Origin of the sequence: Actinacidiphila bryophytorum (assembly GCF_016916835.1) — a bacterium.
GTDB lineage: Bacteria > Actinomycetota > Actinomycetes > Streptomycetales > Streptomycetaceae > Actinacidiphila > Actinacidiphila bryophytorum.
In genome coordinates, this window is the sequence record NZ_JAFFIX010000002.1 from 430836 (window position 1) to 455252 (window position 24417).

17 protein-coding genes are annotated in these 24417 nt (G+C 73.1%); 6 read left to right on the forward strand and 11 right to left on the reverse strand.

What is annotated here, in order from left to right; genetic code table 11:
* Positions 1-157 precede the first annotated feature (157 nt).
* The 4 genes from JT723_RS05110 to JT723_RS05125 form a co-directional block, all read right to left on the reverse strand.
* Positions 158-1198: a hypothetical protein gene (locus JT723_RS05110; RefSeq protein WP_205043152.1), complete on the reverse strand. Its 1041-nt coding sequence runs from the start codon at positions 1196-1198 to the stop codon at positions 158-160.
* Positions 1195-3453, reverse strand: a complete 2259-nt coding sequence (locus JT723_RS05115; protein ID WP_205043154.1) for a DUF1156 domain-containing protein — start codon at positions 3451-3453, stop codon at positions 1195-1197. Before JT723_RS05115 ends, JT723_RS05110 begins: the two co-directional genes overlap by 4 nt.
* 79 nt (positions 3454-3532) lie before the next feature.
* The gene (gene htpG, locus JT723_RS05120) at positions 3533-5470 is read right to left on the reverse strand and encodes a molecular chaperone HtpG (RefSeq protein ID WP_205043156.1); all 1938 of its coding nucleotides are present in this window, start codon (positions 5468-5470) and stop codon (positions 3533-3535) included.
* 77 nt (positions 5471-5547) lie between these two features.
* Positions 5548-8295, reverse strand: a complete 2748-nt coding sequence (locus JT723_RS05125) for an SCO1167/SCO6262 family helicase (RefSeq protein ID WP_205043158.1) — start codon at positions 8293-8295, stop codon at positions 5548-5550.
* Positions 8296-8913: 618 nt separating this feature from the next.
* Here JT723_RS05125 and JT723_RS05130 point away from each other — a divergent pair.
* Positions 8914-9810 carry a DUF4231 domain-containing protein gene (locus JT723_RS05130; RefSeq protein WP_205043160.1) on the forward strand — a complete coding sequence of 299 codons (897 nt, stop codon included), beginning with the start codon at positions 8914-8916 and terminating at the stop codon, positions 9808-9810.
* On the opposite strand, the gene JT723_RS05135 is transcribed toward JT723_RS05130, so the two are convergent.
* Positions 9788-12070: a toll/interleukin-1 receptor domain-containing protein gene (locus JT723_RS05135; protein WP_205043162.1), complete on the reverse strand. Its 2283-nt coding sequence runs from the start codon at positions 12068-12070 to the stop codon at positions 9788-9790. The genes JT723_RS05130 and JT723_RS05135 overlap by 23 nt on opposite strands.
* Before the next feature lies 1 nt (position 12071).
* Positions 12072-14303: a WD40 repeat domain-containing protein gene (locus JT723_RS05140; protein WP_205043164.1), complete on the reverse strand. Its 2232-nt coding sequence runs from the start codon at positions 14301-14303 to the stop codon at positions 12072-12074.
* A 201-nt stretch (positions 14304-14504) separates the two neighbouring features.
* Here JT723_RS05140 and JT723_RS05145 point away from each other — a divergent pair, with 201 nt between their 5' ends.
* A complete protein-coding gene (locus tag JT723_RS05145) occupies positions 14505-14969 on the forward strand; it encodes a hypothetical protein (RefSeq protein WP_205043291.1) in 465 nt (154 codons plus the stop codon).
* On the opposite strand, the gene JT723_RS05150 is transcribed toward JT723_RS05145, so the two are convergent.
* Positions 14963-15934: a DUF5996 family protein gene (locus JT723_RS05150; protein ID WP_205043166.1), complete on the reverse strand. Its 972-nt coding sequence runs from the start codon at positions 15932-15934 to the stop codon at positions 14963-14965. The genes JT723_RS05145 and JT723_RS05150 overlap by 7 nt on opposite strands.
* A 177-nt stretch (positions 15935-16111) precedes the next feature.
* Complete coding sequence (locus JT723_RS05155; RefSeq protein ID WP_205043167.1) at positions 16112-17971, reverse strand: galactose-binding domain-containing protein; 1860 nt, start codon at positions 17969-17971, stop codon at positions 16112-16114.
* 423 nt (positions 17972-18394) lie between these two features.
* Between JT723_RS05155 and JT723_RS05160 the strand changes: the two genes are divergently transcribed.
* Complete coding sequence (locus JT723_RS05160) at positions 18395-19594, forward strand: L,D-transpeptidase (protein WP_240165054.1); 1200 nt, start codon at positions 18395-18397, stop codon at positions 19592-19594.
* Between the two features lie 126 nt (positions 19595-19720).
* Here JT723_RS05160 and JT723_RS05165 read toward each other — a convergent pair whose 3' ends face one another.
* Positions 19721-20815: a medium chain dehydrogenase/reductase family protein gene (locus JT723_RS05165; protein WP_205043170.1), complete on the reverse strand. Its 1095-nt coding sequence runs from the start codon at positions 20813-20815 to the stop codon at positions 19721-19723.
* Positions 20816-21000: 185 nt separating this feature from the next.
* Here JT723_RS05165 and JT723_RS05170 point away from each other — a divergent pair, with 185 nt between their 5' ends.
* Together JT723_RS05170 and JT723_RS05175 are read left to right on the forward strand one after the other, a co-directional pair.
* Complete coding sequence (locus JT723_RS05170) at positions 21001-21720, forward strand: TetR/AcrR family transcriptional regulator (RefSeq protein WP_205043172.1); 720 nt, start codon at positions 21001-21003, stop codon at positions 21718-21720.
* Between the two features lie 218 nt (positions 21721-21938).
* Positions 21939-22142, forward strand: coding sequence for a cold-shock protein (locus JT723_RS05175; protein WP_018489699.1), 204 nt, complete (start codon positions 21939-21941; stop codon positions 22140-22142).
* A 105-nt stretch (positions 22143-22247) separates the two neighbouring features.
* Here JT723_RS05175 and JT723_RS05180 read toward each other — a convergent pair whose 3' ends face one another.
* Entirely contained in the window at positions 22248-22571 is a 324-nt protein-coding gene (locus JT723_RS05180; protein WP_205043174.1) for an MmcQ/YjbR family DNA-binding protein, read from the reverse strand.
* Positions 22572-22584: 13 nt separating this feature from the next.
* Entirely contained in the window at positions 22585-23415 is an 831-nt protein-coding gene (locus JT723_RS05185) for an alpha/beta hydrolase (protein ID WP_205043176.1), read from the reverse strand.
* 143 nt (positions 23416-23558) lie between these two features.
* On the opposite strand from JT723_RS05185, the gene JT723_RS05190 reads away from it, so the two are divergent.
* Entirely contained in the window at positions 23559-24338 is a 780-nt protein-coding gene (locus JT723_RS05190; protein WP_205043178.1) for an oxidoreductase, read from the forward strand.
* Positions 24339-24417 lie beyond the last annotated feature (79 nt).

Here is a 24417-nt window from a genome sequence, read left to right on the forward strand (position 1 = left end):
CGGTCTCCCGGTGGTGCGCCGCACGGTGTCGATCATCATCACGTACGGCCCGGGCCTGCCGGTTCGTGCCGTCTCGCGGCCATGACGGTGCTGTCACCCGGCTGAGACACGGGCACAGTTGTGCGCCGGCCGCCCGGGCGGCGTGTCGGGCGGTCGGTCAGGCGGACGGCGGCGCGAACTCCGCCAGGTCCGTGAACGGCACAAGTCCGTCAAGGGTGTTGAGCGTGAAGACCTTCCCCCGGGTCACCGTCAGCAGGTCCCGCATGTCCTGCTTGCGGACGCCGAAGCCGCGGCCGTCGATGCAGGCGACCAGCTGCCAGGGCGTCCTGCCCTCCCGGGCCGCCGCGTCCCGCATCTGCCCGAGCCGCAGGATGCGGGCGACCTTGTCGCGGGCGGTGCCGTCGTCGCCGGTGATCTTCGCCTCGATGACGACGCGCGGGGATATCTCGTCGGGGACGAAGAAGTCGGGCGCCTGCTCGAACCCGGGCACCCTTTCCGCCCGCCTGGTCTTGCGGAAGGGGATGCGGGCCTGCGTCAGCAGCGCCTCGATCGCGCTCTCCATGACGTCGCCGACGCTCTCCGAGACGGCGTCGCGGTGCCCGGCGAAGGGCCGCCCGAGGAAGCGCTCGTAGAGCAGCACGGCGTACGGGACGTGGTGCTCGGCGGCGTGGGAGATGCTCGGTACGCCCTCCCGGGTGTCGAACTTGTCGAGGCGGTTGACGGCGCCCTCCGGCACGTCCTCGACCCCGCGGCGCAGCACGTCGCAGGCGGCCTCGACCATGGCGCGGACCCGGTCGGCGACGAGCGGGGAGCAGCGCGCGAAGTAGCCGGGGTCCTTCTTGGCGGCGCCGTCGTACGTACGCGCCGCCCCGTTGGGGATCTGCACGCCGGTGCGCTCGCGGGTGAGGTCGCCCCACTCCGGCGGGGTCACGCCGATGACCGCGCGCAGGGCCAGGAAGGCGCGCGCGTCCTGGAGCATCGCCTGCCAGCAGGAGTGGGCGTCGAAGGCCGCGAAGCCGCGGGTGGACATCCGCAGCGCCTCGTAGCCGGCGCGGAAGTCCGCGTACTCCACGAAGGAGCCGCCCCGCGGCATGTTCATGAACTGGCTGCTGAGATCCCCGAAGGTGACCGCGACGAGCGCGTCGAGGTCGGCGCCCGCCGGGAGTTGCCCGAACTGGAATGGCCGCGCCGTGTTCACTGTGCCCCCACTTTTCCGTCCACGACTTTTCCGTCCGCGACTCTTCTGGCCGCGACTTTTCTGGCCGCGACTTTTCTGTCCGCGATCGTCTCCACGGCCGCCCGGACGGCGGCCATGCGCGCGCCGACCGGCGCCCGCGGGTCCCACTCCCCGTTCGCGAGGGTCCGCACCGCCTCCCCCGCCACGTGCCCGGCCTCCAGGCACGCCAGGTCGCCCGCGGTGCACGCGTATCCCGCCGCCTTCATCGACGCGACGTCGCGCGCCACCGCGGCGGCCACCGACCCCCGGGGCGCGGGCAGGGACACCGCGGCGGCCGCGTACTCCCGCTTCCTGCACACGAAGACCGAGTCGAGGATCGAGGAGTTCGTCCCGGCGATGTGCAGCGAGGCGGCCATCTCGGCGGGCGCGGGCAGGACGGCGGTGCAGGTGAACCCGGCGTCCAGCATCGCGACGACGAGCGGGACGTACGCCGCCGGGTCGTTGTGGTGGTAGGTGAAGGCGAAGGGGGCGCCGCGCTTCATCGCCGCGGACATCCGCACGAAGACCTCGCTGAGCCCGCTGGTGAAGTTCTCCAGGCCGCGCCCGAGCGTGCGGTTCCCGGTCAGCTCGTACGCGGTGCGGGTCGACGCGCGGCGGAAGGCCTCGTCGTCGTCGGCCAGGATCCTGCGCAGCCAGACGAAGCAGAAGTCCATCAGCTCCGCATACTGCACGTTGTCGAAGTAGGGCGGGTCGGTGAAGACCGCGTCGAGGCTCTCGTCGCGCAGGTCGAGGACCTGGGAGGGCGAGCAGTTCAGCCAGGCGGCGCGGTCGGCCGGGTGCGGTTCCGCCGCCACGACCGCGGCCTCGATCGACTCCCCCGGCGTCGGCACGGTCTTCTTCGCACCGCGGGACTGCGTCGTCTCGTACGGCGCCTGCGCGTACTTCTTCGCCTTCGCGAACTTCTCCACGAAGTGGATGAAGGAACCGGACCCGACCCGCGGAATGCCGGGGAGGTTGTTCTCGCACGCGACCAGTCCGACCGGATAGCCGTGCACCGAGAAGATGTCCTGGCATTTCAGGGCATAGGTGTCATAGCGGCAGAGCAGGTTCTGGTAGCGCAGGAAGTCGCTGAAGACGGTGGCCAGCGCATGCCGCATACGCCGGTCCTCGACCTTCCTGATGATGCCGGCCAGGATGCCGAGGCCCAGCTGCTGGCGGCTGCTGAACAGCTCCCGGTAGCGCGAGTAGCCCCAGCGGTGCAGCCGGTTCGTCTCGTCGCCCTCCGGGATCGCGTCGTCGGGGATCGCGTCCTCCAGGGCCAGGCCGTCGAGGGCCAGGCCGGCGACCGCGTCCCCCGCGCCGCTCTCCCGCATGTCCGCGGCCTGCCGCAGCTTGCGGTGGTCGTCGGCGTCCGGGCTCTTGAACTGGCGGCCTGGTGTGCTCGCGTAGCAGTGCGGGCACTGGTACTCGATGGCGAAAAGCCGGTGCTCGGGCGGTGAGCCCAGCTCTTCCAGGTGCGCGAACTCCGTACCGCAGTCCAGGCAGGACGTTTTCCCGCGCCGCGTGTTCCCCTGCGAAAGGTCGAGCCCGCACTTTGCGCAGGCCTTCTCCTCGCCCTTGCCGAATTCCTGCAGGATGTCGCAGGCCGGGCAGGTGAAGACCTCTTTCGGGTGGCGGACCGACTCGGCCACCCGGTAACCGGGGAAAAGCGACGTCTGCTTGCCGCACCCCGGGCACGCGCACGTCTTGACCCACAGGAAGTACTTGACGTCCGCTTCCTGCGCGCAGGACGTGCAGGCCGTCTTGTACAGCTCGCCGATACGCGAGTTCAGCTCGTCGAACACCTGTCGCCCGGCAACGCGGAAGGCGTCCAGATCGATCGGGTCCACCGCCTGCCGCACCAGCCAGTACGCCATGGGGTTGACGTCGCAGCCCACGGCGCTCGCGCCGACCCGCAGCGACTCGAAGACCGTCGTGCCGCCGCCCATGAACGGGTCGGCGACGACCGCGTCGAAACGGTTTCCCGCCCAGTACGCCTCCCGCAGCTCCTTTTCCGCGAACTCGGAAAGGATCAGGCTGCGGAACACGCTGCCAGGGCGCCTGGCGAACCATTTGTGAATGCTGATGATCGGCCGGTACGACTGCTGGACCTGCTTCTCCCGCATGGCGAGCGCGGCCACGAAAGGCGCGTCGAAACGCCGCTCCAGGGAAAAGGCACCTTCGCCGTCCACGGGTGTGGACTCGGGGGGCAGAGCATCGGCGAAGGAGAGTTGCATCCCCCCAGCATGTCATGCGCCGCTGACAGCGACCGTGCCGCGCGGAGGGCCGCTCGGACGGTGCGCTCGGACGGCGCGCTCAGACGGTGCGCTCCAGGCGGGTCGCCATCAGCTTCACGAAGCGGGCCGGGTCGGGCAGCTCGCCGCCCTCGGCCAGCAGGGCCAGGCTGTGCAGCAGCTCCGCGGACTCCGCCAGCTCCGGCGCGGCCGGGTCCGCGGTGTGGCCGCGGTTGAGGGCCGTGACCAGGGGGTGGGCCGGGTTGAGTTCGAGGATGCGCTTGGGGTGCGGGATCTCCTGGCCCATCGCCCGGTAGAGGTTCTCCAGCGCCGGGGTCACGTCGTGGGTGTCGGAGACGACGCACGCGGGCGAGACGGTCAGCCGGGAGGACAGCCGTACCTCCTTGACGTGCTCGGCGAGCTGCCCGGCCATCCACGCCAGCAGGCCCGCGTACTCCTCCTGCTGCTTCTCACGCTCGCTGCCCGCCTGCTCCTTCTCCTCCTCGGTGCCGAGGTCCACCTCGCCCTTGGCGACCGAGCGGAAGTCGCGGCCGTCGAACTGCGGGGCGGAGTCGACCCACACCTCGTCCACCGGGTCGGTCAGCAGCAGCACCTCGATGCCGCGGGCCTGGAAGGCCTCCATGTGCGGGGAGTTCTCGATCGCCTGCCGCGACTCGCCGGTCAGGTAGTAGATGTGCTCCTGGCCCTCCTTCATCCGCTCCACGTACTGCGCCAGCGTCGTGGGCTGGTCCTTGTCGTGGGTGGTGGCGAAGGACGACACCCCGAGGATCGCGTCGCGGTTCTCGCCGTCGCCGAGCAGGCCCTCCTTGAGGACGCGGCCGAACTCCCGCCAGAAGGTGGCATATCGCTCGGGGTGTGCGGACATCATGTCCTTGACCGTGGAGAGCACCTTCTTGGCGAGCCTGCGGTGCATCAGCTGGATCTGCCGGTCCTGCTGCAGGATCTCCCGCGACACGTTCAGCGACAGGTCCTGCGCGTCCACCACGCCCTTGACGAAGCGCAGGTAGGACGGCATCAGCGCTTCGCAGTCGTCCATGATGAAGACGCGCTTCACGTACAGCTGCACACCGCGCTTGTAGCCCTGGAGGAACAGGTCCTGCTGGGCGTGCGCCGGGATGAACAGCAACGCCTGGTATTCGAAGGTGCCTTCGGCGTGCAGCCGGACCGTCTCCAGCGGGTCGGTCCAGTCGTGGCTGATGTGCTTGTACAGCTCGTGGTACTCGGCGTCGGTGACCTCGTCGCGCGAACGCGCCCACAGCGCCTTCATCGAGTTGAGGGTCTCCGGCTCCTTCGCCGCGTCCGCGTCCGAGCCCGTCTCCGGCTCCGTCCCGCCGCCGGACGGTTCCGCCATGCGGATCGGCCAGGTGATGAAGTCCGAGTAGCGCTTGACGATCTCCCGGAGCTTCCACGGCGAGGTGTAGTCGTGCAGCCGGTCCTCGGCGTCCTCCGGCTTGAGCCGCAGCGTGATCGCGGTGCCCTGCGGGGCGTCGTCCACGCTCTCCACGGTGTACGTGCCCTCGCCGCCGGACGTCCAGCGCGTACCGGTGGACTCGCCCGCACGCCGGGTCAGCAGCGTCACCTCGTCGGCCACCATGAAGCTGGAGTAGAAGCCGACGCCGAACTGGCCGATCAGGCCCTGCTCCGGCGCCGCCCCCGCGGCCTCGCCCGACTCCTTCAGCTCGCGCAGGAAGGCCGCGGTGCCCGAGTTCGCGATGGTGCCGATCAGGGCGACGACCTCGTCGCGCGACATGCCGATGCCGTTGTCCCGCACGGTCAGCGTACGGGCCTGCGGGTCGGCCTCCAGGGCGATGTGCAGGTCGGCGGTGTCCGCGCCGAGCGAGTCGTCGCGCAGCGCTTCGAGCCGCAGCTTGTCCAGGGCGTCGGAGGCGTTGGAGATCAACTCACGCAGGAACACGTCCTTGTTGGAGTAGATCGAGTGGATCATCATCTGCAGAAGCTGGCGGGCTTCCACCTGGAACTCGAACGTCTCGGTGGGCATGGTCCTTCGGTCCTTCTCCGGGGTCACGGTGTGCTGGCCTGTGCGTACGTACCGCAGCACTGTAGATCACCGCGCCGTCAGAGGCGGGGCCTTCGCAGGGCCACCAGCTCGGCGAGTTCGCCGTCGCTCAGGTCGCACAGGGCCGCCTCGCCCGAGCCCAGCACGGCATCCGCCAACTCCCGCTTGCGGCGCAGCATCCCGGCCACCCGGTCCTCCACCGTCCCCTCGGCGACGATCCGGTGCACCTGGACGGGCCGCGTCTGCCCGATCCGGTACGCCCGGTCCGTCGCCTGGTCCTCCACCGCCGGGTTCCACCAGCGGTCGTAGTGGATGACATGGCCCGCCCTGGTCAGGTTCAGGCCGGTGCCGGCCGCCTTGAGGGACAGCAGGAACACCCGCGGGCCGCCCGCCTGGAAGTCGTCGACCAGCTGCTCGCGGCGGGCCACCGGGGTGCCGCCGTGCAGGAAGGCGGTCCGCAGGCCGCGGGCGCCCAGGTGGCGTTCGATGAGCCGGCCCATCGCCACGTACTGGGTGAAGACCAGGGCGGATTCGCCCTCGGCGACGACCGTGTCCAGCAGGTCGTCCAGCAGCGCCAACTTGCCCGAACGGCCCGGCAGTCTGGCCCCCGGGGGCTCCTTCAGGAACTGCGCCGGGTGGTTGCACACCTGCTTCAGACCGGTCAGCAGCCGCATCACCAGGCCGCGCCTGGCCATGCCGCTGCTGCCGCCGATCTCCGCCAGCAGCTCGCGGACCAGGGCCTCGTAGAGGGACACCTGCTCCCGGGTCAGCGGCACCGGGCGGTCCGTCTCCGTCTTGCGCGGCAGCTCCGGTGCGATGCCCGGGTCCGACTTGCGGCGGCGCAGCATGAACGGCCGCACCAGCGCCGCCAGGTGCGCTGCCGCGCGGGGGTCCCTGCCGTCCTCGACGGCGCGGGCGTAACGGGCACGGAAGGACGGGAGGGTGCCGAGCAGACCCGGGGTCGTCCAGTCGAGCAGCGCCCACAGTTCGGTGAGGTTGTTCTCGACCGGGGTGCCGGTCAGGGCGACCCGCCCGCGGGAGGGGATGGTGCGCAGGGCCTGCGCGGTGCGCGAGTGCGGGTTCTTCACGTGCTGGGCCTCGTCCGCGACCAGCAGGCCCCACGGATGCGCCGCGAGCCGTTCCGCGTCGCGGCGCATCGTCCCGTACGTCGTCAGGACGAAACCGCCGCCTTCCACGGCACTGGCCAGGTCGCGGTTCGGGCCGTGGAAGCGGCGGACGGCTGCCGCCGGGGCGAAACGGCGGACCTCCCGCTCCCAGTTGCCCAGCAGCGACGCCGGGCACACCACCAAGGTCGGCCCCGCGGTGACCTGTTCCTCCTGCCGGCGCAAGTGCAGCGCGATGAGGGTGACCGTCTTGCCCAGGCCCATGTCGTCGGCCAGGCAGCCGCCCAGGCCCAGCGACGTCATCCGGTGCAGCCAGCCCAGGCCGCGCAGTTGGTAGTCCCGCAGGGTCCCGGCGAGGGCTTTCGGGGCGCCCTGTGGTGCGGTGCCGCCCGCTGCGGGCTCCGCGACACGTGCCCGCAGCTCCTCCAGCGCGCCGCCCGCCGTCACCGGCACCGGCTCGCCGTCCACCTCGACGGTGCCCGTCAGCGCCGCCGCCAGGGCGTCGACCGGGGTCAGCGGCGGTCTACGGCGGCGCAGGCGGCGTACCAACTCCGCGTCCACCACCACCCACCGGTCGCGCAGCCGCACCACCGGGCGGTGCGCGGCCACCAGTTCCTCCAGCTCGGCCGGGGTGAGGTCGTCGTCGCCGAGCGCCACCCGCCACTGGAAGTCCAGGAGGGCGCCGGAGTCCAGGAACCCCGCCCCCGCGGTGGGTTGCGGCTGCAGGACGCCGCCCCTCGCGGTCAGACCGCGCACCAGGTCCTTCGGCCAGTACACCGCGACCCCCGCCGCGGACAGGCGGGCCGCCGCCGGCCCGAGCAACTGGGCCGCCTCCTCGGCGGAAAGCTCCAGCTCGTCCGGCCGCTCCACGTCCAGCAGCCGTGCCGCCGGCGGCCATACGCGGGCGGCCCGCCGCAACACCCGCACCACGTCCGCCCCCGGGCGCCGCCCCGCCCACACATCCGCGGCGTCCGCGACCACCCCGGGCTCCCCCAGCCCTGCGACCTGCACGACAGCCCGCAACCTGTCCGGGTCCACCCGGAGGGAGACAGCGAGGCGGGGTTTGCTCGCGTCATCCGACGCGGTGCGCCTGGCGGCGGGCCTGTGGGTGGAGGCGTTCGGGGCGACCGCCTCTGTGCCGAGCATGCGCCTGGCGGCGGGCGGTGCGGTTGCCTCCGCCGGCCGGGTGCGCCTGGCGGCGGGCGGTGCGGGGAAGGTGCTTCTGCCTTTGGTGAGCGCGTCCGCCACGGCGTCCAGGAAGGCCCGCAGCAGCGGCTCCGGCGAGGCCTGGGCCGGCATCGTCGCCGCCAGGGCCGTCAGGCGCTCCTCGTCGGCGGCGTCCAGTCGGCCCGCACGGCCGCGGGCCAGGAGGCCCAGGGCCAAGGTCGCCGCGGCGCCCCAGAAGGCGGTACTGGCCGACGCCCGGCCCTCGGCGCCCAGCGCGCGGCAGCGCGTCAGCACCTGGACCGCGTCGCCCACCGGGATCCTGACCGCCCGCACGGTCTCCGCGCCCGCACCCGGGCCGCCCACGGTCAGCTCCTCGTACGGCACACCCACGTCCGGCGGGTCCCCGCCAGGGGTCCAGAACACGACGGTGCCCTCGCGGGGCGGTTCCGCGGGCTCGAACCCCGCTTCGCCCGCGGCCAACTGCCGCACCGCCCCGACCAACCGCCCGCGCTCCACCGCCCCACGCTATCCGCCCCCGCCAGGCACCGCGCAGCCGCGACCAGCCCACCACCGGCCGGTGGTCCGGCACGCACCGAACAGCCCCCTTGCGCCGGTGACGACCCGCACGCCCGGTGGGGGCTTGTCGCGCCCACGCGGCGGCAGCCGCGACCAGCCCACCACCGGCCGGTGGTCCGGTACGCACCGAACAGCCCCCTTGCGCCGGTGACGACCCGCACGCCCGGTGGGGGCTTGGCGCGCAGTTCCCCGCGCCCCTGATGTGGTGACGGTCCGTCGCCACACGACGGCTCATACGGCAGGACGTGCCCACGCGGCGGCAGCCGCAGATCAGACGCAGCCCCGCGCCCCTTATGGCTTGACCTCCGCCGCAGAGGCGGGCGCTTGCAGGGGTGCCCTCCTCGACCCGCGAGGGGGAGCGTTTTTCAGGGGCGCGGGGAACTGCGCGACCAGCCTCCCCCAGCGCTTCGCCTGGGGGTGCCCCCACTCGCTTCGCTCGCCGGCCGGTGGTCCGGCACGGGCCGAACAGCCCCTTCGGGTCGGTGACGGCCCGCGGGCGGAGGGGAATTCGGGGGAATGGGGGGTCGGGGTGGGTGGGGGGGAAGGATAGTTGGGGGTATGGCCGTGGTGGGGAGCGCAGGGGTGGTCGGGGGGATCTGGGGGGAGCAGGGGGGGTGGTCGAAGGCCGCGGGGCGGCAGAAGAAGGTCATCGGGCGGGTGCGGGCAGGCGCCCTGTTGTGCGGGGTGCTGGCCGCCGTGCTGGGGGCGGGGGCCGCGCAGATCGGGGGCGGGCACCCGGGGCCGGCGCGGTGGACCGCGTTCGCCGCGGCTGCCGCCGCGGGGGCGGTTCCGTTGCTGACCGGGCAGGTCGGGCGGCGGGAGGTGCAGGACTGGACGCGGCTGCGGTCGACCAGTGAGGCGTACAAGACGGAGGTCTACTCCTTCCTGGCCGGCGTCGGCCCCTACCGGAGCACGGCCGACCCGGCCGCCCTGCTGCGGAGCACCGTCAACGGCATACGCACCGAGGCCTCCGACCTGCTTCCGCACCTGTCGGGCATCGACCTGGACGGCTCGCGCCCGCTTCCGGCGGTGAGCGACGTGGACTCCTACGTCGAGGTGCGGCTGCGCGGGCAGATCAGCGGCTACTACCGGCCCCGTGCGGCCTGGATGCACGGGCGCCTCGTGGTGGTGCGGCGCACGGAACTCGCCCTGGGCCTCCTGGGGGTGCTGCTGGCCGCGGGCAGCGGGGCCTTCTACGTGGAGCAGTTGGCGGCCTGGGTCGCCGTCGTGTCGACGGTCGCGGCGACCCTCGTGGCGTATGCGACCGCGGCCAAGTACGAGTACCAGGAGCTGGAGTTCCTGCGGACGGCGGCCGAGTTGGAGCGGCTGCTGGCGGAGTGGGAGGCGTCGTCGGACCACGGCCCGGCAGCGGCGGACACGCTGGTGAGCCGGTGCGAGCACGTCATCTCGGTGCTGAACGACACCTGGATGGTCAAGTGGACGTCCGAGGCGTAGGCGTGGCGGGCGGCCGGAGCGTGGTCAGGCCCAACTCCCGGTCCCGCAGCAGCCGGAGGCCCGCGGCTTTCGCCATGGCCTTGTTGCTGAGGCAGGAAGGGCACCACGGCACGCGCACCACCGCCCCTTCCCGCGTGGCCGCGTAAAGCGACCCGGGCGTACCGGGTGGCCCCGGCAGGGTGAGCAGAGACCGTATGCCGCCGGGGACATGGGTGAGCACCTGCCGCGGCATCGCGTTGCCGCTGGGGTGGAGGACAAGCGTGCCGTCGCTGTATCCGATGGCGAAGGCCTCGCCCGTGGGGTCGTAGGCGGCGCCGAGGGCGAGGACGGAGTCGGGCGGTGCGTCCATGAGGGAGTCCCAGTGGTAGCCGCCGTGGCCCTGGGGGCGGGCGAGTTGGGTGCAGCCGGACACGCCCGTGCCGGTGCCGACGGGCAGGATGCGGGGTCCTGGCGCGGTGGCGATGGCCTCGATGTCCGGGGCGCAGCCCACCCGGTGGAGCAGGACGGGTGCGGACCCGGGGGCGGCACTGTAGATCTCGCCGTTGAGGGTGGCCAGGAAGAGGCCGTCGCCGGACGGGGCGGGGGCGAGGGCGGTGACGCCGGGCGCGGGTACGCCGATGCGCCCGGTGACCCGCAGGGTGCCGGCGTCGACCACGAGGACGTCGGACTGCAGGCACGGTACGTACAGGTGGCGGCCGTCGTGCGCGTAGCCGGGTCTGCCGGGGTGGCAGCCGGACGGGAGCGCGACGGGTGCGGCCGTGCCCGTTGCGAGGTCGACAACGTGCAGCGACGGCTCCAGCGACCACGTCACGGCGGCGTGCCGGCCCGCGGGGTCGCCAGCCGCGAGTCCGATCCCCCCCTGGACCTTCACGGTGCGGACGACCTCCCCCGAGTCCGCGTCCAGCAGCCGCAATTGGCCGTCCCGCCCGGTGACCCAGAGGTGCGCGGGGTCGCCCGCGGGCAGCAGGTCGGTGAACCACTCGCCGGGCCGGTCGAGCAGCACCTGCCCGTCGGCGAGGTTCCAGGACAGGACGGCGGTGCCCGCCAGACCCCAGACCCGGTCGCCCTTCGCGGCCCACACCACGTCGGTGACCGGCGTGTGCGCACCGGTCAGGACGTCGCGTACGGTGCCGCGGCTGACGGAGACGAGGGCGACGCCCGCGTCGGTGGGGACGGCGACCCAGCGCTGGTCGGGGGAGATCCGGGCGGCCCCGCGGGCGGCGGCGGGCAGGACGACTGTGCGCAACGGCTCCCCGCCGCCGAACACTTGGATACGGGCGGAGCCGGCCTGCCACCGTACGGCCGGGGCGTCGGCCGCCCTGTGCGTGACACCCGGGGCGGCGCCCGCCGGGGCGCGGGCGGCCTCGCGCCGGGTGCGGTCGGCGGCGGCGCGCTGCCAGGTCGTGCCGTCGCCCGCGGTGACCCGCACGAGCGCGCCGACCGCCGGGTCGGCGAACCGGCGGCCCGCGACCGGGAGGGTGAAGGCGTCGTCGGGCAGGTCGGCGCCGAGTGCGGCTTCGAGGATCTCCGCGTCGGCGACGGACTCGTCAGAGCCGAGTCCCGCGGCCAGTTGCAGGCCCCGGTAGGGGTCCTGCTGGATGAGGGCGAGGGCCGTGCGGGTGTCGGTGAAGCGGTCGGCCTGTACGGCGAGGCGCCGGTTGACCTCCTTCTCGACGCCGGGTGCGACCCGCCCGGACAGGTACGCGGTGAGCAGCAGCAAGGTCAGCGCGCCGGAGACCGCGCTCTGCCGCCTGGTACGCCGACGGCTCGCCGCGATGTAGGCCGATTCCACGGCGGACAGGTCGCGTTGGCGGCGCAGGGCGTCGAACTTCCTGCGCAGCCGCCAGTGCGCGAGGCCCTTGTGCGTGCGGCCGTCGGCGTCCCAGTCCCGTGCGCGGACGGCCAGTTCGGTGGCCGTGCCGTGCCGACGGGCGGCCTGGCGCCAGGCGCGGGCGGTCTCCTCGGCTGCTGCGCCGACGTCCCGCCCCACGGGGACGTCCAGCCGCACCTTGCCGTATGTGACGGCGTAGGCGGCCTCGGTGGCGCAGGCGGACGAGGTGCGCCAGTGCTCGGAGTCGCAGACGAGGAAGAGGTCGCAGGCCTGGACTGCGTCCTCGACCTCCTCCCGCCACGGCACGGAGAACGGGATGCCCTCGCGGTCGATCCAGCACCGCACGCCCTGCCTCGTGAGGTCGGCGACGAGCGCGTCGACCCATGAACTGTCGCGCCTGCTGTAGGAGATGAAGACGCTGTGCAGCATGTCAGCCCTCCACCGGGGTCGTCGGTCGCGGCAGCGGCCGGCAGGCGTGGGCGTCGACCGTGCGCCGGGTGGCGGCGTCCACGTTCTGCAATTGGCGGGGTATCCAGCAGCCGTTGAGCCGGGCTTTCAGCCGGGCGACCAGCCCCTGGTCGGTGGTGCAGCCGGGGCAGGACGGCACCTGCCACAGCAGCCCGTCGCCTGAGGTGGCCAGCGGGCTCGTACCCGACCAGCCCACGGCGACAACCGGTTGGCCGCCGGGGATGCGCCAGCTCGCCACCACCCGGGCCACCCCGTCAGTCATCCGCAGCGAGGCGACGGCGACTTCGCCGCGCGAGGTCGCCGCAACCAGCTGGGAGCCGTCGGGCGAGAGGGCCACCGCGGCGACCGGGTCGGTGAACAGCCGCAAGGTGAAAGCGTGTTGGCCGGACGACTGGACCACGACGCTGCCGCCGTCGGCCCCTACCGCCGCCGTGGGACCGTTCGCGGTGGCCCCGGTGCGCAGGCCGCCCGCGGGGAGCGCGGTGTCCGGGGGCAGCGGGCCGGGCGGCGCCTGCCACAGCGTGGTGGCGTACGGCCCCCAGCAGCCCACCTGGTCGCCGTACGGGGACATCGCGAGGATCTTCAGCTGCGGCATGTCGCCGCACACCGTCCCGAGGTCGCCGCCGTCGGCCAGCCGGACGACGCGGGTGGGCTGGTCCTGGCCGCCGACGACCACCCGCCCGCCCCGCAACAGGCCTACGGTCTCGGTGCGTTCGGGCACCGCGACACCCGTGGCGGCCGGTGCGCGGCCCGGGGCCAGCCGCCACAGCTGCCGGTCGGCGCCGGTGTAGACCGCGGACACCTCGTCGGGGGCGACCGCGCCCGCCGCGATGATCGGCGCGGGGGCGTCCGTACCGGCCAGCACCGCCCCGGTGACAGCGTCCAGCAGCCGGTAGCGCCCGGGCGCCACCGCCACCAGGGCGCGGGCGCCGCCGTCCGCGGTGGGCTGGACGTCCACCAGGGTGTCGTAGTGCGGGCCGACGGTGCGGAAGGCCCCGTCGCGGGCCGAGCCGACGACGAGTTGGTGGGCGCGGCCCACCACGATGTCGCCCTGCCGGGTCATCCGGGTGACGGCGAGCCCGCTCTCCACATGGGCGAACCGGCGAACCGTGCGCGACGCCAGGTCGACCACGGCGGTGCCGGTCTTGCCGACGGCCACGACGGTACGCCCGTCGCCGCCGGCCGCGATGTCGGCGTAGCCCGTGCCCAGCCGCAACTGCCATCGCACGGCGCCCTCGTGGACGTCGTAGAGGCCGAGGCTGTCGACGCCGTCCGGCACATTGCGCAGGAGCAGTGCCGCCTGTCCGCCGCCGGGCAGCAGGGCGAGGCCGTCGACGGTCGCATCATGCCCGCCGATTCCGGTGACGGGACCGCCGAGCGACCACGGCAGGGACAGCAGCGAGGCCAGCGTCTGCCGGGCCAGCGCCTTCTGGTGCGCATTGCCGCGCAGCAGCAGCGAGGCCGACTGGAGCGACGTCCACTCCGGCATCACGCGGCTCACCGCCGGGTCGCCGAAGGAGACCAGCGCGTTGAAGTCGGTGCCCCTGGTCTTGAGGATGCGCGGCAGCGTGACGGCCACGACAAGTGCCATGGCCGCCGCGAAGACGGTCCCGACGGTGCGGCGCCGCCGCCTCCGCCGCCGCTGCTTGCCCGTGGCCCGGTAGGACGCCGCCACGAAGTCGCCGACGGGTCCCGATGTGTCGATGTAGCCGTCCTCCCGCAGCAGGGTGAGGAGTTCGTGCGCCTCGGCCGCCTGCCGGTGGTCCCCGATGAGGCGCTCGGGGCTGCGTTCGCCGCGGGTCCACGCCTCGGCCTGCGCGCGCAGGTTGCGCAACTCGCGTACGTGGCGCGGGTCACTGAGCGCCGCGGCGAGCACCGTGCCGAAGGCGGTGACCGGTGAAGCGGGGTCCAGGCTCACCCAGTTGACCGGCCGAAGCCGCTCCGGCGCGCGGCTGCTGCGTACCCCGTCGACACGCACCGGCACCACCCGCGCGCCCCGGCACGCCCCGACCCGCTCCTGCCACCCCGGATCGTCCACCGCGGCCTGCGAGATGACCACGACGGCGACGTCTGCGGACCCGGCGTCCTCGACCGGTGGCAGCCCCGCGTCCACCAGGAAGCGGTGTAAGGACCGGCTGACGGCGGTGTCGGCGGCCACCGCGACCACCGCGATGTCGGGAACGGCTCTGTTCACGGGCATGCGCCATGAGATCACGGCAGAAGTCGCTCTATCAGCTGATCGGACCGGAACAGGCCCGTGATGAGACGGGTTCGTACCCCCGGGACCCGGGGGATACGCCGGTTTCGCGCGGTACGTCTAGCGCGGCATATGCACCAGGCGTAGCTGCGCCCGTTCCGGCCCGGACGCCTCGGGGGCGCTCCTACGGTGCGGGCCATGAAACGCAGTCGCACAGGTGTCGCAGTCGCAATAGGGTTCGCCGCGCTCGTCCTCGGGGCGTGCGGGCCTGCCGGGGTCCAGGACGCGGGGCACGGGTCGGCGACGACCAGTGCCGTCGCCACGACGACCGAGGCGTCACCGTCCGCCACCACCGAGGCGCCGACCCCGGCCTCCAGCCCGACGACGACCGCCGCCCCCTCGCCCACGGCCGCACCGCCCACCACCGCCCCGGCCGTCCACGCGACGACCCGCCCGCCGGTGCACCGCACCACCCCGCCGCCCGTGCACCACACGAGCGCACCGCCCAAGCCCGCGCTGTGCAGCATCCGCTCCAACGCAGGGAACTGCTACAAGGCCGGCCAGTACTGCCGCAAGGCGGACCTGGGACGTACCACCACCGACGCCGACGGCCGCGCCATCACCTGCAAGATCGTGTCGGGGCAGCCGCACTGGCACTACTGAGCGGGCCGCAGCTGCGGGTCCGTGATCCCGCCAGGGCACTCGCGGCGCCGCTCCCAGCCGGTCAGCTCCGCGCCCGCCCGGTAGGCGCTGTCGAAGAAGTCCAGCACCGTGCCCCACGGGTCGGCCGCCGCGCGGGCGTCGTCGTACATCAGCAGCGCCATGTGGCTGCCGCGGACCGGCGACCACCGGGCGGCCTCCGGCCGCAGCGGGAGGTCGGCGAGGCCGGGCGGCTCGGGGGCGGTGTAGGAGTAGAAGGCGGGCGCGGGCACGGTGTCGTCGCCGAACCAGAAGCCCGCGCTGATCACCTCGCGCGAGTACGCCTCCCGGGTGACCGGGTCCGTGCCGGGCGGCGGGGTGGTCTCGCGCTCGGAGAAGCGGGTCACCGCGATGTCGAAGGTGTGCCAGAAGTGGTGCACCGGGCTGGTCTTCCCGGAGTAGCCGGCCGCGTGCTGCTCCAGGAGCAGGTTCACCTGGCTCAGGATGCGCCAGTACGCGGTCACCGCCGCCGGGTCGTAGCTGCGGTGCTCGTGGTCCTCGGCGAAGGGGCGGCGCGCGTCGGGCAGGTCGTACGGGTACGGGTGCTCGGGGGCCGCGTCGATGTCGAGCGCGACCAGCGCGGTCACCGTGTCCCGGTAGAAGTCGGCGACCGAGCGCCCGGTCAGCGGGAAGGAGGTCTCGCGCCCTGACAGAGTGCGCACCACGAGGCGGTGCGCGACGAAGTCGAAGTCGATGCAGAAGGCGTCGCCGCCGCGCACCAGGCCCATCGGGCGGGTCGTGATCCCCTGCCCGGTCAGGTGGAAGGGCACGTTCCACCAGTGGTTGCGGCGGGGGCTGCCGGCCAGCCGGATCTTGCCGACGACCTGCACGAAGCGGTGCAGCGTCTCCTTGGTGTCCCGCCAGGCCTCCAGCGGCAGCGCGGGGAAGACGTCCGGCGTGGCGCCGTCCGGCGCCGGGGACCCGTCCACATCGCCCTCCCGTCTCGTCGCCGGCCGCAGGCATCCGCCCGCAGGTGTACCCGCCCGGCCATCGTGCCCGCGCCGGTCGTACGCCGCGAGCGGTACGCGGCCGTACGGGGCTCTTGCCCTACGGAGACGGGGCCGCCCCGGTGCGCGGGTGCGCACCGGGGCGGCCGGGGGTGCGGGTCAGGTGCCGTAGACCTGGAACTCCCACAGGGAGTAGCCGTACTGGGTGGTGCGGGCGGTGCCGTTCATCCGGACGTAGCGGCCGGTGCCGGTGACCGGGACGGTCTGGTTGCCGCCGGTGCCGGTCGTGGTGCTGTAGACGGTGGTCCAGTTGGTGCCGTCGGCGGACGTCTGGATCTGGAAGGACTTGGCCGCGGCCGTCTCCCAGTTCAGCACGACCTGGCTGATGCTGTGGCTCGCGCCGAGGTCGACCTGCAGCCACTGCGGGTCGGAGAAGGCGCTCGACCAGCGGGTGCCGGTGTTGCCGTCCACCGCCATGGGGGCGGTGAAGCTGCCGTTCTCCGAGGACGAGGCGGTCGCGGTCCTGCCCTGCGAGAGCAGGGTCGCCGGGCCGCCCGAGCCGCCGGTGGTGCCGCCGGAGTCGCCGCCGGACGACGGGCTGCCGTACAGGGCGAGTTCGTAGAGCGAGTCGCCGTACTGCGAGGCTCTGGCGGTGGCGTAGACCCGCACATAGCGGGCGGTCGCCGACAGGTTGGTGTCCTGGATGTCTGCCGGGCTGTTGTTGTTGCTGTAGACGGTCGTCCAGTTGCTGCCGTCGGTGGACGTCTGCAACTGGTAGGCGGACGCTGCCGCCGCCTCCCAGGTCAGGGTCGCGTGGTTGAGGTCGTAGTTCTGGCCGAGGTCGACCTGCAGCCACTGCGGGTCGGAGAAGCCGCTCGACCAGCGGGTGGTGATGTCGCCGTCGGTGGCGTTGGACGCGGGGAAGGCCGCGCTCTCGTTGGACGAGGACGTGGTCGGCTTGCCCTTGGCCACGTTGGTGCCGTGGTCGGGCGACTTGTTGTAGACGGCCACGTAGTCGATGTTCATCTGCCCGCCGGAGACGGTGGCGGCGTTGGGGCCGCCGCCGAAGGCCGCGGGGAAGCCGCCGCCGATCGCCAGGTCGAAGATGATGTAGAAGCTGTGGTCGACCGCGTTGGCCCAGGCCGCCGCGTCCACCTGATTGGAGCTGAGAGTGAAGTAGTTCGCGCCGTCCAGGTACCAGCGGATCTGCTCGGGCGAGGTCGAGCGGTCCACCTCGACGGCGTAGGTGTGATAGCCGGTCTGGCAGCCGGAGCAGGCCCTTTCGCCGCTGCCGACGCCGCTGGTCTCGTTGCAGGGGCCGCCGGAGCCGACACCGCAGTGCAGGGTGCCGAACACGGAGCTGCGGCCGTTGATGTCCTCCAGGATGTCGACCTCGCCGGACCCTGGCCACGGAACCTCGACCCGCAGCGGTGAGCCGAGCATCCAGAAGGCCGGCCAGTAGCCGGCGCCGTTGGCGGTGGTCACGTCGGGCTGCTGGATCGACGCCTGCATCCGGACGACGCCGCCCGGCTGGGCGCCGAAGCCGTCCGCCTGCGTCTCGACCCGGCCCGACGTCCAGTTCGCGGCCGGGTCGCTGCCGGTGTGCAGGGCCTTGAGCACCAGGTGGCCGTTGCCGTCCTGGTAGACGTTGGCCGTGCTGTTGGTCATGGTCTCGATCTCGCCGGTCCCGAAGGTCCAGCCGGCGCCTGCGTCGTAACGCCAGGTGTCGGTGTTCAGCCCGGTGTTGGCGGCGCCGCTGAAGTCGTCGCTCCAGGTGGTGGTGAACCCGGTGGGCGCGGCGGGCACCGCGGCGGGCTGTACGGCGGCGGCCTGCGCGGCCTGGACCGACTGGCCCGCGCTTCCGGAAGCGTTTCCGGCAGCCGCAGCCCCGGAGGCCGTCGCCTGGCCGGAACCTGCCAGTGTGACGGCCGCCACAGCGGCCGCGGCCAGCAGCCCGATCCCGAACCGCCTGACCTGCGAGCGGCCCGGCGGCCGCACTCGCTTGCCTGTGATCGACATGCGGTCGTACTCCTTCTCCGGTGGGGGGCGGTACCGCAACTGGCCTTGCCGCGGTACCGGGTTGGGGGGAGGTGAGAGCGCTCTCAGGAGCGTCTTCCCCCGTCCTCCGCCCTGTCAAGAGAACCGGCAACGTTTACGGAACAACGCCGTCCCACCGCTCCCGCGGGCCACCCCTCCCCCCGCCGGATGTCGGGAAACGGGACCCCGGGTGAATGGCGCCGGGGAACGTGACGTATCAGTCATGCAACAGCCGCAACCATGGACCCCGGATGCGGTCTCCTAGAGTGCGACCTTTGCGGAAATGGGGAGACACGAGTGATGACGGAGCAGACGGCGGCCGACACCGCCACCAGGGTGGAGGGGGCTGCCGTGGGGAACCGGGGCGCCTGGGGTGTACGGGGGACTCGGGGCAGGAAGGGGCTCATGGCGCTGGCGCTGGGGGCCGTGCTGCTCGGCGCTGCGGCCTGCGGGGGGAACGCGGACGCGCACTCCAGCACGCAGCAGGACGGGAAGGGCGGCTCGTCCTCGGGCGGCGCCGCGGCGGCGAACGCCTCGCAGGCGACGGTCACCGTGCTGCCCGCGAACGGCGCCACCGGGGTCGACACCTCGGGTGCGCTGAAGATATCCGCGGCCAAGGGCAAGCTGACCAAGGTGGCCGTGACGGCCAAGGACGGCACCGCGGTCGAGGGCGACATATCCGCCGACGGCGCCAGCTGGGTGCCCAAGGGCGTGCTGCGCACCCACACCACCTACTCGGTCGCCGCCACCGCCACGGACTCGGCGGGCAAGGCGGCCAGTCAGCAGTCGACGTTCACGACGCTGACGCCCGCGGCCTCGGCGACCAACTACGGCATCTTCAACGTCGATGCGGGTGCGACGTACGGCGTGGGCATGGAGGTGTCGATCCGCTTCAACAAGGCGGTCACCAACCAGGCCGACGTACGGCACGCGATCACCGTCACCGCCAGCACCGGCGAGCCGGTCGAGGGCCACTGGTTCAGCTCGCAGCGCATCGACTTCCGGCCCGAGCAGTACTGGAAGCCCGGCACCAAGGTGACGCTGCACCTCAAGCTCGACGGTGTGAAGACGTCCAAGACGACCTACGGGGCGCAGTACAAGGACGTGTCCTTCACCATCGGCCGCTCGCAGACCTCCGTCGCGGACAACACCAAGAAGACGCTGACGATCTACCGCGACGGCAAGCTCCTCAAGACCTACCCCGCCAGCCTCGGTGACGCGCAGCACACCACGTACAACGGCAAGATGGTGATCGAGGAGAAGGACAAGGTGGTGGACATGGACTCCCAGACCGTGGGTCTGGGCAACGCCTACCACATCAAGGACGTCCCGCACGGCATGCGGCTGTCGGACTCCGGCACCTTCGCGCACGGCAACTACTGGCGGCCCACCTCGGTCTTCGGCCACGAGAACACCAGCCACGGCTGCGTCGGCCTGCACGACGTCAAGGGCGGCGGCGACCCGAGCACCCCGGCTGCCTGGTTCTACAACAACTCGCTGATCGGCGACGTCGTCCAGGTCGTGAACTCCCCCGACAAGGTGATCCAGCCGAGCAACGGCCTCAACGGCTGGAACATGCCGTGGTCGCAGTGGGTCGAGCACTGATCCGCACCCGTTGACTCCCTGACCGGCGCCCGCCGGTCTCCCCGGTTTCTGCAGCCGCAGGCCCCGACCGCTCCGATGCGGTCGGGGCCTGCGGTGCGTCGCGGTCATGAAGCGGCCGTGGCGCGGTCACGGCTGCAGGACGACCTTGCCGGTGATGCCGCCGGACTCGGCGTGCCGCAGGGCCGCCGCGGCCTGCTCCAGCGGGAAGACGCGGTCGATCTGGGCGGTCAGGGTGCCGTCGGCGAGCAGGGCGAAGACCTGGCCGAGGTCGTCGCGCAGCTGTGCGCGGTAGCGGTCCAGGTGCCGGGACTTGCCGGCCCACAGGTTGAAGAAGTGGGCGTGGCGGCCGTTGGGGAGGGCGTTCCAGAGCAGGAGGCGGGCGACGAGCTTGAGGACCGGCAGGGCCGCGTTGCCCGGTACGTCGCGGGTGGCGGCGCTGCCGTAGGAGACGAGGGTGCCGCCGGGGGCGAGCATCCGCCAGGAGTCGCGGATGCCGGGGCCGCCGACGTGGTCGAAGACGGCCGCGACACCGTCGGGGGCCAGTTCGCGGACCGCCGCGGGTACGTCGGCGTGGTAGTCGACGGGGGTGGCGCCGAGTGCGCGGAGCCGGTCGTGGGTGCGGGGTGCGGCGGTGCCGATGACCTTGATGCCGGCGTGGACGGCGAGTTGGACGAGGGTGGTGCCGACGCCGCCCGCCGCGCCGAGTACGACGACGGTCGCGCCGGGCCGGACGCGGGCGGTGCGGTGCAGCATGCGCCAGGCGGTGACGCCGTTGACGACGACGGTCTCGGCGGCGGCCGGCTCCACGCCGTCGGGTACGGGGACGAGGTCGGCGGTCTCCAGCAGCACGCGGTCGGCCCAGCCGCCGGTCTTGGTGAGTGCGGCGACCCGGCGGCCGACGCCGAGGTCGGCGGGGTGGCCGGGGTCCTGGCCTTGGGGCGGGGTGCCCAGCTGCTCGATGACGCCGACCAGGTCGTAGCCGGGGACGAAGGGGAAGGGCGGCTGGTCGTAGTACTTGCCGCGGCGCATCTGCTGCTCGGCGAAGGACACGCCGCTCGCCTCGACCCGGACGACGGCCTGGCCGGGGCCGGGCTGCGGCAGGTCGCGGGTGCGCAGGCGCAGCGACTCCGGCTCGCCGACGGCCGGCAGGACGACTTCGGTGGCGCGCACGGCGGGGGTGGTGGGCGTTGCGGGAGTGTCGGGGGTGGCGGGCGTGGGCATGGCGGCTGCCTCCAGGCGGTCGGGGGCGGGGGGCGTCCCGCACGGACGGGGTCTCCCCTTCGGGAGTGGATCTCCCTTTCGGGAGAAGCTCTTGCTTTTGTTATAGCCTATAACCAACGAGAGTGCATCTAGTGTTCCCACGTACTCGATGCGAACCGCAGAGGGTCCAGCAGAAGGAGCAGCCCATGACGAAGGCGAACCCCGCGACGAGCGGCTCCGCGGCGCCCGGCGCCCCCGCCGCACCCGGGCCGGCCGGCGCTGACGGCACCGGTGGCACCGGCGGCACCGGCGTACGGGACAGCAGTCCGCGGGCGCGCTTCCGCGGGCAGATCCGCGACGAGGCGAAGGCGCTGGCGCTGCGGCAGCTCGCGGAAGGCGGCGCCCAGGCCCTCTCCCTCAACGCCATCGCGAAGAGCCTCGGCATGTCGGGACCCGCCCTCTACCGCTACTTCGCCAACCGCGAGGCCCTCCTCACCGACCTGATCGTCGACGCCTACCACGACCTGGCCGCCGCCATGGGCGCCGCACTGGCCGCCGCCGAGCCCGCCCACCAGCCGCACGACCGCCTCGCGGGCCTGGTCACCGCCTACCGCGCATGGGCCGTCGCCGAGCCGCACCGCTACCGCCTGCTCTTCCGCGCCCCGCTGTTCGGCTACGACCCGCAGGCCCCCGCCCTGGTCGAGGCGTCGCAGCCGGCGATGACCGTCGCCGTCGAGGCCGTGACCCCGCTGCTCCCCCGCAGCGCCCCGCCGACCGCCGCCGCCGCGCTCGCCACCTCCCTGTGGGCCGGGCTGCACGGACTGGTCAGCCTGGAGATCGAGGGCAACTTCAGCTCCATGGGCCTCGACCCGGTGCCCCTGTACGACACCCAGGTCCGCGCGATCCTGCACGCGGCGCAGGCGTGAGAACGGCCGGGCGGCAGCCACCACCGCTGCCGGCGCCGGGAAAAACAGCGAAATCCGCACCGAGAATTCACGGCGTGGCGGGAACCGTGAAATGACATCCCGCGCCTGGCCGGTTGCGCCGTGCTACGGTGGAAGCAGTTGCAGTCGTGGTTCCCGAAGCTTTCCCGAAGCTGTTCAGTGCGAGCCCGGCGGTTTTGCCCCAAGGAGAATCAAGAAAAATGGCTACTGGCACTGTGAAGTGGTTCAACTCGGAAAAGGGCTTCGGCTTCATCGAGCAGGACGGCGGCGGCGCCGACGTGTTCGCCCACTACTCCAACATCGCCGCCTCCGGCTTCCGTGAGCTGCAGGAAGGCCAGAAGGTGAGCTTCGACGTCACGCAGGGCCAGAAGGGCCCGCAGGCGGAGAACATCGTTCCCGCCTGACGTACGGCACATCGGTTCGACGCGGGTCCGCGCCTTCGGGTGCGGACCCGCGTCCGTTTTTCCTGACGGTCACCGCGAGCAGTTCTCTGCGGTGCGCCGAGAAATTCACACCAGGTCGGACGGCGCCGCCTGCCGCCACGAGTCGAGCAGGATGTCATGGAGTTCCGCCATGTCGTCGAGGGCGGCAAGGCGGGCGCGGACCCAGGAGGAGTGGGCCTCGTGGGCGGGGACCCAGAATTTGGCCGGCTCCGATGCGATGAGTTCCGCGCGTTCGGCGCGGGGGCAGCGGACGGCGAAGGACGTGGCGTCGTCGGGGACGGTGACGAACATCCGGCCGGCCACGTGGAAGGTCGGGATGTTCCACAGCTCCTTCTCCACCGTCCCGGGGAAGGACAGGGCGATCCTGCGGACGTCGTCGGCGTCGGGCATGCCCCGAGCGTAGTCAGTGCCGCGGTACGAGGTCGCGCAGGTCGGCGAAGACGCGGTCGTGGGCCGCGGCGGCGGCCGGGTCCGTGAGGTCCATGCCCTGGATGAAGCCGTGCGGCAGGCCGGCCTCGCGGCGCCTGCGTACCGGGACTCCCGCGGCGGCGAGCCGCCGGGCGTAGTCCTCGCCCTCGTCGCGCAGGGCGTCGTGCTCCGCGGTGACGACCAGGGCGGGCGGCAGCCCTGCGAGGTCGGGGGCGTGCAGCGGGCTCGCGGCGGCGCGGGCGGCCGGGTCGGGCAGGTAGGAGGCGACGAAGAAGGCGAGGATGTCGGCGTCCAGGCCGTGCCCCGTGCCCTTCTCGGTGATCGAGGGGCGGCCGAGGGTCAGGTCGGTGTTGGGGCAGATCAGCGCCTGCAGCCCGGGCAGCGGGCCGCCCGCGTCCCGCAGCGCCAGGCACGCGGCGGCGGCGAGGAAGCCGCCGGCGCTGTCGCCGGCGACCGCGGCGGGCCGCGCCCACTCCAGTACGGCGACGGCGTCGTCCAGCGCGGCCGGGTGCGGGTGTTCGGGGGCGAGGCGGTAGTCGACGGCCAGCACGTCCAGGTCGCAGGCGGCGGCGATACGGCGGCAGGTGCGGTCGTGGGTGTCGAGGTCGCAGAAGACGAAGCCGCCGCCGTGCAGGAAGACCAGCAGCGGCAGCGCTTCGCCGCCGGGCCGGTAGCGGCGCAGCGGTATGCCACCGGGTCCCGAGAGGTCCTCGACGGCGGCCAGGTCCGGCCCCCTGGGCCGGCTCAGCCGCCGTTCGCGGGCGCTGTCGCGCAGCTGCGTGAGGAGGTCGGGCGGCGGCGCCATGGGCGGTCACCTCTCGGACGGGGCGGCCGGGGGCTTGTCAGCGTACGACACCGGCCGTTGCTGCCCCGTGCGGGGACCGGGCGGCCCTAGCGTGTACCGCACACCGCATGACACCGCACACCGCACCGAGGAGTGGACGCACGATGAGTGGCGAGCTGCAGGGCAGGACGGCCGTGGTCACCGGGGCGAGCAAGGGGATCGGGCTGGCCGTGGTGGCGGCGCTGGCCGGGGCCGGGGCGCGAGTGGTCGCCGGGTCGCGCAGTACCTCGGCGGAGCTGGACGCGCTGGTCGCGGGCGGCAGCGTGGAGTGGGTGCGCGCCGACCTGGCGGAACCGGCGGCCGCGGGCCGGCTGGTGGACGCGGCGGGCGGGCAGGTCGACGTCCTGGTCAACAACGTGGGGGTGGCCCCGGTGCGTACCGGCGGCTTCCTGTCGGTCACCGACGAGGACTGGCTGCGCTCGGTCGACCTGAACCTGCTGGCCGCGGTGCGGGTCACCCGGGCGGCGCTGCCGCTGATGCTGGCGGCGGGGCGCGGCTCCGTGGTGACGGTCGCGTCGGTCAACGCGACGCTGCCCGACCCGCTGGTCATCGACTACAGCGCGGGCAAGGCGGCGCTGGTCGCCTTCTCCAAGGCGCTGTCGAAGGAGGTCGGCCCGAAGGGGGTGCGGCTGAACACGGTGAGCCCGGGGCCGGTGGAGACCGACCTGTGGCTGGGCAGCGGGGGTGTGGCGGCGACGGTGTCGGCGGCCGGCGGCGGCGAGGCGAAGGACGTCGTCGCGGAGACCTCGCAGGGGATGCCGACGGGCCGTTTCAGCCGCCCGGCGGAGGTCGCGGACCTGGTGCTCTTCCTGGCCGGCGACCGGGCCGCGAACATCACCGGCAGCGACTTCACGATCGACGGAGGTTTCATCCCGACCTGGTAGGGCCGCGGGCCGCCGGGGATGTGCACAGGGCCGCCGGGTGCCCGTGCACCCGGCGGCCCTGGCGTTCAGCGGGCGGCCC